9 protein-coding genes are annotated in these 10727 nt (G+C 64.2%); 3 read left to right on the top strand and 6 right to left on the bottom strand.

What is annotated here, in order from left to right; translation table 11 throughout:
- The first annotated feature begins 63 nt into the window (after positions 1-63).
- The 3 genes from Pcatena_RS05970 (at position 64) to rsmI (ending at position 3369) form a co-directional block, all read left to right on the top strand.
- Positions 64-1317, top strand: coding sequence for an alpha-L-fucosidase (locus tag Pcatena_RS05970; RefSeq protein WP_126422536.1), 1254 nt, complete (start codon positions 64-66; stop codon positions 1315-1317).
- Positions 1318-1377: 60 nt separating this feature from the next.
- Positions 1378-2460, top strand: a complete 1083-nt coding sequence (locus Pcatena_RS05965; protein WP_126422535.1) for a glycoside hydrolase family 5 protein — start codon at positions 1378-1380, stop codon at positions 2458-2460.
- 75 nt (positions 2461-2535) lie between these two features.
- Positions 2536-3369: a 16S rRNA (cytidine(1402)-2'-O)-methyltransferase gene (rsmI, locus tag Pcatena_RS05960; protein ID WP_232619918.1), complete on the top strand. Its 834-nt coding sequence runs from the start codon at positions 2536-2538 to the stop codon at positions 3367-3369.
- A gap of 86 nt (positions 3370-3455) precedes the next feature.
- On the opposite strand, the gene Pcatena_RS08130 is transcribed toward rsmI, so the two are convergent.
- The 6 genes from Pcatena_RS08130 to Pcatena_RS05935 form a co-directional block, all read right to left on the bottom strand.
- On the bottom strand, positions 3456-3623 hold the full coding sequence (locus Pcatena_RS08130; protein WP_172596394.1) for a hypothetical protein: 168 nt from the start codon (positions 3621-3623) through the stop codon (positions 3456-3458).
- 186 nt (positions 3624-3809) lie between these two features.
- Positions 3810-4469, bottom strand: coding sequence for an NAD-binding protein (locus tag Pcatena_RS05955; protein ID WP_126422530.1), 660 nt, complete (start codon positions 4467-4469; stop codon positions 3810-3812).
- 8 nt (positions 4470-4477) lie between these two features.
- On the bottom strand, positions 4478-5131 hold the full coding sequence (locus tag Pcatena_RS05950; protein WP_126422528.1) for a potassium channel family protein: 654 nt from the start codon (positions 5129-5131) through the stop codon (positions 4478-4480).
- Positions 5132-5133: 2 nt separating this feature from the next.
- Complete coding sequence (locus Pcatena_RS05945) at positions 5134-7992, bottom strand: cation-translocating P-type ATPase (protein WP_126422525.1); 2859 nt, start codon at positions 7990-7992, stop codon at positions 5134-5136.
- Between the two features lie 308 nt (positions 7993-8300).
- Complete coding sequence (locus Pcatena_RS05940; RefSeq protein ID WP_126422523.1) at positions 8301-9017, bottom strand: response regulator; 717 nt, start codon at positions 9015-9017, stop codon at positions 8301-8303.
- Complete coding sequence (locus Pcatena_RS05935; protein WP_126422521.1) at positions 9007-10608, bottom strand: ATP-binding protein; 1602 nt, start codon at positions 10606-10608, stop codon at positions 9007-9009. The genes Pcatena_RS05940 and Pcatena_RS05935 overlap by 11 nt, the downstream gene beginning before the upstream one ends.
- Positions 10609-10727 lie beyond the last annotated feature (119 nt).

Here is a 10727-nt window from a genome sequence, read left to right as displayed (position 1 = left end):
CCCAGACAGATGGGGCGGACCAAACGAACCCGTCCCCTTTGGTCCGCACGATAAGGAGACGCCATGAGCGAGCCGCTGCCGCGCATCAAGGACTATGAGGACATGGGCCTGGGCCTGTTCGTGCACTGGGGACTGTACTCGCAGCTCTCGTGCGGCGAGTGGACCGAGTTCATTCACGAGCGTCCCCGCGAGGAGTACGAGCGCCTCGCCGAGACGTTCACGGCCGAGGACTTTGACGCGGCCGACCTCGTGGCCGCCGCCAAGGAGATGGGCGCGGGCTACATCACGCTCACGACGAAGCACCACGAGGGCTTCTTCCTCTACGACACGTGCGGCCTGTCCACGTTCGACGCGCCGCACAGCGCCGCCGGGCGCGACCTCGTCCGCGAGTTCGTGGACGCGTGCCACGCCGGCGGCATCAAGCCGTTCTTCTACATGGCCACCTACGACTGGCACAGCCCGCTCTACGAGACGGACTTCGACGCCTACCTCGAGTACCTGCGCGCCTCGGTAGAGATCCTGTGCAAGAACTACGGCGAGGTCGGCGGCTTTTGGTTCGACGGCAACTGGAACAAGAAGGACGCAGACTGGAAGCTCCCCGAGCTGTACGGCACCATCCGCAAGTACCAGCCCAACGCCATCATCATCAACAACACGGGCCTCAAGAACCGCGGCAAGATCATCGACCCCGAGATTGACGTCACCACCTACGAGCGCCGCATCTCCGGCGAGGTCAACCACGGGCCCGAGGACGGAAAGTACGTCGCCGGCGAGGTCTCCGTCACCACGAACAAGCACTGGGGACGCGCCGCCAACGACCTCGACTACAAGAGCCCGCGCGAGCTCATCGAGACCATCGCCAACGCCCGTCGTGCCGGCGCGAACGCGCTGGTGAACATCGGCCCCACGGGCACGGGCGCCATCTCGGCGCTGCAGCGCGAGTACCTGCGCCTCATTGGCCGCTGGATGGCCATGGCCGGCGCTTCCGTCCACACGGCGCGCCCGAGCCGCGCGCTCGTGGCAAACGGCGGCATCCGCGACTTCGTGCTCGATGACGCCGAGGCGGGCGTGAGCTACGTGTTCGTGCATGACCTCGCCATCGTGGGCAACGAGAACGTGACGCTGGGCGGCGAGGGTTCCAACCTGCGCTCGTTCACGGGAGCCGTGAGGCCGGTCTCGCGCATCTCGTGGCTCGACGACGGCGCCGAGGTGCCGTTCATGCAGGACTGCGACCGCGGTACGCTCACGATCGACGCCAACGGCTTCACGTACGGCTGCGACTGGGTCGTTCGCATCGCGCGCATCGAGTATCGCTAGGTGACGCTTGGGGACGGGGTCAACTGTCACTGCCGAAACCAGGGAAGACGAGGAATTGAGATGCTGAGGCACAGGAACAAGAGGAGCGAGGCGGCCGCGCAGGAGGCGCCCGCCCGGCCGTTGCATGGCGTCAACCTCTCCGGCTGGCTCGTGCTCGAGCCGTGGGTGACGCCCTCGCTGTTCGCGGGCACAGGCGCGTTCACCGAGCTCGAGCTTGCCGGCAGCATCGAGCCCGGCCGCTATCGGGACATGATCGAGCGCCATCGAGAGACGTTCGTGGACGAGCGAGACTTTGCCCGCATCGCGGCCCGCGGCTTCGACGCCGTGCGTCTGCAGGTCCCGTGGTTCGTCTTTGGCGAGGATGGCCCCATGCCCGGCCCCTCGGCCGGCTGCATCGGCTACGTTGATGCCGCCTTTGACTGGGCCGAGGCCGCGGGCGTCTCGGTGCTGCTCGACGTCGCCGTGGCGCCGGGCGCGGACGCGGCCTCTCCGGCGAGCTTCTTTGGGGACATCGGCGCGTTTCGCCAGTGCATGCTCGACGTGGTGGCCGAGCTTGCCTCGCGCTATGCCGCGCGCGAGAACTTCCTGGGCATCGAGCCCATCGACGAGGTCCAGGGCCGCTCGCGCCGGGGCCTCTCGCTCGTGGAGGGCGTGCCGCCGCACCTGCTGCGCAACTTCTACCGCGACGCCTACGAGGCGCTGCGAGACGCCGCCGGCACCCGTCCCGTGCTCGTGCTGCACGACGCGTGCCTGCCGGACGCCTGGCGCGCGTTCATGTCGCCGGCACGCTACGTCAACGTCTGGCTCGACAGCCACATCTACCACTATGCCGAGTCGATGAACGCGGCCGGCCCCGCCGGGGTGCGCAAGCTCGCCGACGCCTCGGCGGCCTACGTGGCGCGCGCCCGCAAGAGCGGGCTTCCCGTCATGGTGGGCGAGTGGTCGAGCGCGCTGCCGCTCGCGGACGCCGGCATGACGCCCGAGGGGCGCATCGCGCTTGAGCGCGTCTACACCGCGGGGCAGATGGGCGCGTTCGGCGGCTGCGCGGGCTGGTTCTTCCAGACCTGGAAGACGGAAGGCAGGCTCTCGAGCTGGGACGCGCGCGTGGCGCTCTCGAGCTTCGAGACGGGCATGTTCGACTAGATGGGGGAGCGAGTGAAGAACAACGTCGAGGCTACGGACGTGGCCGAGAAGGACGCGCGCGGCGGCGAGGGCGGCATGCTGTCGCTCGTGGGCACGCCCATCGGAAACCTCTCCGACGCCTCGCCGCGCGTGCTCGAGACGCTGCGGGGTGCGGACGTCCTGCTGTGCGAGGACACGCGTGTCACGAGCAAGCTGCTCGCGCGCTTTGGGATTCGCGTTGCGCTCGAGCGCTGCGACGAGAACGTCATCGCGAGCCGCGTCGAGGGCGTGCTCGCCCGCGTGGCGGGCGGCGCGCGCGTGGCGTTCGTGAGCGACGCGGGCATGCCGGGCGTCTCTGACCCCGGCCAGCGACTCGTGGACGCGGCGATCGACGAGGGACTGCCCGTCGAGGTCATCCCCGGGCCCAGTGCCGTAACGTGCGCCCTCGTGGCGAGCGGCCTTGCGATGGACCACTTCTTCTTCGAGGGATTCCTGCCGAGAAAGGCGGGGGAGCGCGCGCGTCGTCTGGCTGAGCTCGCTCCGATTCCTGGCGCGCTTGTGTTTTACGAGAGTCCCCATCGTGTGGTGGCGACGCTCGATTCCATTGCCGAGGCTTTCCCAGCACGTCGCGTGGCGCTCGTGCGCGAGCTCACGAAGCTTCATGAGGAATGCGTGCGCGACCTTTCTGGCGAGCTCGCGCGACGCATTCGTGAACGTGGCGAGGTGCGAGGGGAATGCGTCGTCGTCGTGGAGGGCCCGAGTGCGGAGGAGCTCTCTTGCCTGCGCGCAGCCTGCGCTTCTGGCCCTGCCACTCTGGAGGAGGCCATCGCCGAGGGGCTTGATGCCGGAGAGCCCAAGAGTGCTCTGGCAAAGCGCCTGGCCAAGCAGTTTGGCATCCCAAAATCCGAGGTCTACGACAAACTCGTCTAACCCCGCATGGCTGCAAAAGGAAGCCTGCAAAAGGAAGCCTGCAAAAGGGACAGTCCCTTTTGCAGGCTTCTTGATGTTGGTCTAGGTTACCCGCGCTTTGAGCCCTGACGGCGGATGCCGCCCTTGTGGCCGCATGCCTTGTTGGGGCCGATGCCCGCAGCGCGCGCGGGCCCGCCAAATGCCTGCCGTCCGCGCTGCTGCTTGGCCGGCAGGGGCATATCGTGGTGGCGCTTGGCGCCGCTGGGCTTCGTCATCGCTGGTCTCCTTCGCATTCCGACCCGCTTACGGTAGCGTCTTTCCATCGTGGTTCCAAGTGCACCCGGCGTCGATGTCATGGCCAGCGGCACCCGCCTCTCTCAAAAAAACCGCCGAGGCCAGCCCGTGGCTGGTCCCGGCGGTCATGCACCACGCAATGGTGCGGGGCCTATCGAAGATCTTTCCTACTGCAGCGAGTGACTCAGGAAGTCCCTGCCCTGCTCGCTCGCGAAGGCGACCACACGGTCACCGGCGCTAAACGCGGTGTCACCGTTGGGGATGAGGATGTTGCCCTCATGCTCGAGGGCGACAAAGACCAGGCCGTCGGGAATCTGGAGCTCGGCAATCGACTTGCCCACCATCGCGGAGCGCGGGCGAATCTCGCCCTGGACGATCTCGTGACCATCCTTGCCGAGGCGCATGATAGTGAAGACGTCCTCCATGTCGAGGCCCTCTTCGACGGACTTCGTGATGATGTCCGCCTGGTCAACGGCGATGTCGACGCCCATGGACTCGTCGAACATCCAGGCGTTTGCCGGGTTGTTCACGCGAGCGACGACGCGATTCACGCCGTACTCCATCTTGGCGAGCATCGCGACCACGAGGTTGACCTCGTCATCGCCCGTTACGGCAATAATGACGTCGGCCTGGAGCACGCCGGCCTCTTCGAGGACATCCGGGCTCGAACCCATGCCCCTCACAACGGAACCCTCGGGCAGCTTCTCCTCGAGGCGCTGCGCAACGGCCTTCCTTGACTCGACGATGCGAACGTTGTAACCGCGGTTGCCCAACAGAGTGGCGAGGTAGGAACCAACCTTGCCGCCGCCGACAATGATGATGTTCATACAGCCTCCTAATCCGTCATGCCGAGCATGGCGCGGAACTTGCTTGCCGAGGTCGCCTGGACGGCGGCGTAGATGATGTCGCCGTGGTCGAGGACCGTGCCCTGGGTGGGAACGAAGGTCTCGTTGTCGTGAGAGACGGCGACGATGCTGATCTCGCCAATGGCGGTGAGCTCGCGAACGGGACTGCCCTCGAGCATCGGCGGCACGTCGGCGCGAACGAGGCGCACGTCGCCGGAACCGATGCCGGTGACGTCATCGAGCTCGTTGAAGGTCAGGAGCTCGCAGACGCGCCTCACGCCCCAGTCGGTGGTCGAGATGCTCTGGATGCCGAGCCTGCGGTACGTCTCGGCATTGCCGATCTCGTACAGGCGCGCGATGACGCGCGGGACGCGATAGGTCTGTCGGGAGATGCGGGCGACGACGATGTTCGTCTCGTCAGAAGCGGTGCAGGCGATGACGGCGCTCGCACGATCGATGCCGGCGGCAGCAAGGACCTCACGGTCGAATCCGACGCCCGCGACGGTCTGGCCGCCGAACGTGGGGCCGAGCGCCTTGAGTCGCTCGGGGTCCTGGTCGATGGCGCAGACCTCGTAGCCCTGCCTGTCGAGCTTGCGAGCGAGGCTCGTGCCCATGCGGCCCATTCCTACGACGATAACTTTCATCTTTACCTCTTTTCCGGTGCCTGCTTGATGGCGACGCCGTTGCGATCGATGTGGTTCCTCTTGCGAACGATGGCCTTTCGGGCCTCCTCGAGGAGGAGGATGACGGGCGGCAGCAGCACCAGGAACACGAAGTCATTCAGGACGAGCGGGCTGGTGTGGAAGACGCTCTGGAAGGGCGGGAACAGCGTGATGAAGATGATGAGTGCGATCTCGAAGAGAATACCCTTGTTGATCTGCTTGTTGGAGAACAGACCCACCGAGAAGACGGATGCGGTCTCCGTGCGGCAGTTCCAGACCTCGCCGATCTGCGTGAAGACGATGGCCGCAAGTGCCATGGTCGTCGCACGGACGTAGATCGGATCAAGGTCGTTGCCCACGCCAAACATCTCGATACCGGGGTGCCAGCCGTTCATGACCTGGCAGAACATGAACGCAGCGAAGGAGAACAGGGCGCCGAGCATTCCGTACCACAGGAAGGCCTTACGCATGACCTTGCCGGAGAGCAGCGGCTCGTTGGGGTTGCGAGGCGGGTTGGCCATGACGTCAGCCTCGGGAGGCTCGGTGCCAAGACCAAGGGCGGGCAGCATGTCGGTGCCAAGGTCGATGGTGAGGATCTGCATCGTCGTGAGTGGCAGCGGCACGGCGCCACCGGAGAGCAGGTAGATCGCAGAGGGGACAGCCTCGGGCACGTTGGAGTTCAGGATGTAGAGCATGAACTTCCTGATGTTCGCGTAGACCGCGCGGCCCTCTTCGATGGCGTGGACGATTGAGGCGAAGTTGTCATCGGTCAGGATCATGTCCGCGGCCTCCTTGGCCACGTCCGTGCCGGTGATGCCCATGGCGACGCCGATGTCAGCCCTCTTGAGGGCGGGGGAGTCGTTCACGCCATCGCCGGTGACTGCGACGATCTCGCCCATCTGCTGCAGGTTCTCGACGACGCGCAGCTTCTGCTCAGGCGCCATGCGGGCGAAGACGACCTCGCCCTTCAGGGCCTCCTTGAGCTCGTCGTCAGAGGTCTTCTCGAGCTCGACGCCAGAGAAAACGCGAGGGTTCGGGCCCTGGACGATGCCGATCTTGCGGGCAATCGAGAGGGCGGTCAGGCCATAGTCGCCCGTGATCATGACGACGCGGATGCCAGCACGACGGCACTCGGCCACGGCGTCGGCGACCTCGGGCCTGGGCGGATCCTGCATGACGAGGAGGCCGACGAAGGTGAGGCCACACTCGATGTTCTCGGGCGTGTAGTCGCTCATCGAACGGGGGATGGAAGTGTCATCCGGGTTCAGGGGACGGTAGGCGAGGGCAAGCACGCGCAGGCCGTTGGCGGCATAGCCGTCGTTAGCGTCCATGATGCTCTTGCGCATCTCGTCGCTCATCGGCATGACCTTGCCGTCAGTGCGGTAGTTGTCGGAGAGACGGACGACCTCGTTGGGAGCGCCCTTGACGAACGCGACGCGGCTGGCGCCATCGAGCGGACGCTTGAGCTGGTGGATGGTGGTCATGCGCTTGCGGCGGCTCTCGAAGGGGAGCTCTCTCACGCGAGGCATCTCGCGCTCGAGGTCCTCGAGGGAAAGGCCGGCCTTCTGCGCGCTAACGAGCAGGCAGGCTTCGGTCGGGTCGCCGAGGACGGTGTAGCGGCCGCCCTCCTCGTCCGGCTCTACGAGACGTGCGTTGGAGCAAAGGGCACCACCGGAGACGAGCATGCGAAGCTCCTCGTTGTCGGCCGCCTCCCACTTGTCCTTGCCGCAGAGAATCTCGCCCTTGGGGGCATAGCCAACGCCGGTGACCTCGTACTCGCGGTCGCAGGTCCACAGGTGGTTGACGGTCATCTCGTTCTGGGTGAGGGTGCCGGTCTTATCGGTGCAGATGACGCTCGTGGAGCCAAGGGCCTCGACGGAGCTCAGCTTCTTCACGAGGGCGTTGCGCTTGCTCATGCGCTGGACGGCCATGGCGAGGGACAGCGTGACCGTGGGGAGCAGTCCCTCGGGGATGAACGCCACGACCATGCCAAGGGCGAAGATGAACGACGAGGCTAGGCCATTGCGAACAAACAGCACGTCGAGGAGGAAGAAGACGATGCCCATGCAGAGCGCGAACAGGGTGACCTGCTTGGTCAGACGGTCGAGCTGACGCTGGAGCGGGCTCTCGGAGTCCTCCATGTTCTGCGTGAGGCTGGCGATCTTGCCAAACTCGGTCGCCATACCGATCTTGGTGACGACGACGCGTCCGTTGCCCTCGGAGACCGAGGTGCCGGCGAAGACGAGGTTGGGGGTCTCGGCGTCAGTGAGGTCGGCCTCGAGGACGGCGTCCGCGGTCTTCCTCACGGGGTTCGACTCGCCCGTGAGCGTCGACTGGTCGACCTGGAGGTCAGACGCGCGCACGACGCGGCCGTCCGCGGAGATCTTGTCGCCCTCGGCAAGGACCATGACATCACCGGGGACGAGGTCTTCCGCGAGGACCTGGGCCTGCTGGCCGTCGCGGATGACGTTGACGTAGGACGGAAGCATCTTCTTCAGGGCCTCGGTAGCCTTGTCTGCCTGGTGCTCCTGCCAGAAGCTGAAGCAACCGTTGATGAGGTTGACCAGCCAGACGGCGACGCCAAGCTCGGGCATGCCGGCCACGAAGGCGATGATGCCGGCCACCCAGAGGAGGATGGCCATAAGGTGCGTGAAGTTTGAGAGGAACGCAAGGATGGGCGACTTCTTCTTACCCGCCTGGATAAGGTTCTTGCCGTACTTAGCCTGCAGTTCGCTCACTTGGTCACTCGCGAGGCCGGCTTGGCTCGTGCCTAGCGACTTGAATACCGCGTCGCTCGTGAGTGCCGCGATCTGCGGCACCTCTTCCTCGTGCGTATCGGACATGGTGTTCAAGGACCCTCCTTTCCTTGTTCGCGCATGCGTTTTCTGACGCGTGCGACCGACGGTTGTTTCACCGTTGCAAGGGGAGGATATCCTCGTGAGGACAATGGTTCTCAGTCTATTTTGGGCGTGGGCAATTCCACACCTCGCAGGCATAAAGTACGTGTGAAGGTGACCTAAAGATAGGCTAAAGACCGAGGTAAATCGCTTAATACGTCCTTATCTGCCTTGCTCGCATATGTGTAGACACGAAGCTTGCAGGTCGAGCTCGAGCCTACTTGCGATTCGGCTCGAACCACCAGCCGAAAGCCCTATTCATCCGCGACGCGCATCATGCGGTAGCCCACGCCAATGTGCGTCTGGATGTAGCGCGGGTGAACCGGGTCGGGCTCGATCTTCTTGCGAAGGGTTCCCATAAAGACGCGAAGCGAGGCGAGGTCCGCCTGGTGGTTGTTGCCCCAGACCTCGTGCAGGATGAAGCTGTGCGTGAGGACCTTGTCGACGTTGTGCGACAGAAGGCAAAGGAGCTTGTACTCGATGGGCGTCAGGTGCAGTTCCCCGTCGCCGAGGTATGCGATGCCTGCCGTGTAGTCGATTCGCAGGTCGCCGTTCTGGAATATCGAAGGCTCTTGTCCTTGCGCGGGTGACTGATAGTTGAGACGGCGTAGTGTCGTGCGGATTCGCGCCAGCAGCTCGCCCACGGAGAAGGGCTTGGTGAGGTAGTCGTCCGCGCCTGCGTCGAGCGCGCCGATCTTGTCGGCGTCCTCGCTTCGAGCGGATACCACGATGATGGGCATCTGAGACCAGCTGCGAATGGCACGGACGACCTCGATGCCGTCGATGTCGGGAAGCCCGAGATCGAGGAGGACCACGTCCGGCGCGCTCGAGGCGGACGCCGCAATGGCGCCTCTCCCGGTGCTCTCGCTGAGGTGGCGAAATCCCTGCGTGTCGAGAGTCGTTAGGATGAGGTTTCTGATCGTTGGGTCATCCTCGACTACGAGAATCGTGGGACTCGATTCAGTCGGCATCTTCCTGGGTTCCTTCCGTGAGCTCATAGCGTGGCAGCGCGAACTCGAACGCGCATCCGTGGGGAACGGCATCCTGTATGACGATGCTACCCCCGTGCGCCTCCACAATCGACTTGCAAAGGGAGAGGCCAAGCCCGACGCTTCGCTTGGAGTCCGCGAGCGTCCGGCCGACCGTATAGAAGGATTCGAAGACATGCGCCTTATCGCTATCCTTGATGCCGGGGCCATCATCTTCGACCCTGACAATGGCCTCGCTACCTCGCGAGCGCGTTGAGACGCGGATGGTCGAACCCGCCTGCGTGTGGGTTACGGCGTTGTTCACCAGATTGACCACGACCTGGACAATCAGCTTGGCATCCACCTTGACGAGGAGGAGGTCCTCGCACGGCTCGATTTCCAGACGATGCTGGCAGATGTCTGGATTGGCGTGGCGCAACGCCTCCTCGATGATGTCGTCGAGGAGCTCTACGGTGGTATTCAGCTGGACGTTCCCGTTTTCGAGGCGAGTGATGGCGAGGAGGTTCTCAACGGTTGCGTTCAGCCAGTTCGCGTCGGATCGAATGTCTCGGAGCAGCTCTGCGCGCTTGTCCGCGCTCAGCGCATCTCCGTCCGAGAGCAGAACGTCGGCGTTTCCCGAGATTGCCGTGAGCGGTGTGCGCAGGTCGTGCGAGATCGAGCGGAGGAGGTTGGCGCGAAGCTGCTCGTTCTTGGCTAGCACGGCGGCCTCCTCGCGCTGTTCTAGCGCCTGGATGCGATTGAGCGCGAGAGACGCCTCGCCCACAACTGCCTCCGCCTCGTTTTGCTCGGCGGGGAGTGGCGTCTTATTGCCAAGGCAGGCACCCATTACGCCGATAACCTCGTTGTCCGAGATGACCGGCAGATAATAGCCGCTTGCGGAGGGGAAGCAGCCGGTCCCGGCGCCGACCGCGCTCCTGTTCTCCATAGCCCTACGAGCCATGGGAGTCTCGACGATTGGCTCTGTCTGCGTTGCCGAGACGGCGGAGAAGTGTCTTTGGGGAGCAAAGCCCGAGATGCCCTCGGCATACCAGATGACTTCGGCTTCGAGCAGCTTGGACAGTTGGGCGCCAATCGCATCAATGATTTGCTCGCGCGTGGAGCACCTGCGTAGCGCTTCGTCCGCTTCGAGGATGACCTGCGTCCTTCGATATGCGAGCTGTGAGGCATGGACTTCGCGCCTGAGCGTCACGGCAACGGTACTGGCAATGAATGCGACCACGAACATGACTGCGAACGTCGCGGGATAGGTCCTGCCCCAGGCAGTGAGCGAGAAGCGCGGGTGGGTGAAGAAGAAGTTATAGAACAGGACTGCCAGTGCGGAGGCCACGAGGCAGTGGAGGCGTCCCACGGTGAGGAGCGAGACGCAGAGAACGGCCAAGACATACGTGATGACTATGCATGCTTCCATGTCGAGGCTGTAGAAGATGGCGCCAAGAACCGTGGCAAGCAGCATCGTCAGGAAGACGATAAGCGTGTCGATCGCGAAGCGCTTGGGCGTGGGCTTATCGGACCACGCGAAAACCCTCTGCTCGAACCACGAGACTATGCTCCAATTTGAGCACGGGCTTGCCATGCCGTCCCCATTCGTTTTTCGCCCTATCACGAGCTTGCCCTTTCTGCTTTCCTTCGAAATAAGTCGTAATCCTTTTAGAATAGGCAGGCGTCAATCAGTAGGCAGGCGTCAATCAGGCC

It is taken from the genome of Parolsenella catena (assembly GCF_003966955.1).
GTDB lineage: Bacteria > Actinomycetota > Coriobacteriia > Coriobacteriales > Atopobiaceae > Parolsenella > Parolsenella catena.
Note: the sequence above shows the minus strand (reverse complement) of the source record. Positions and strands in the feature narration are given on the sequence as shown.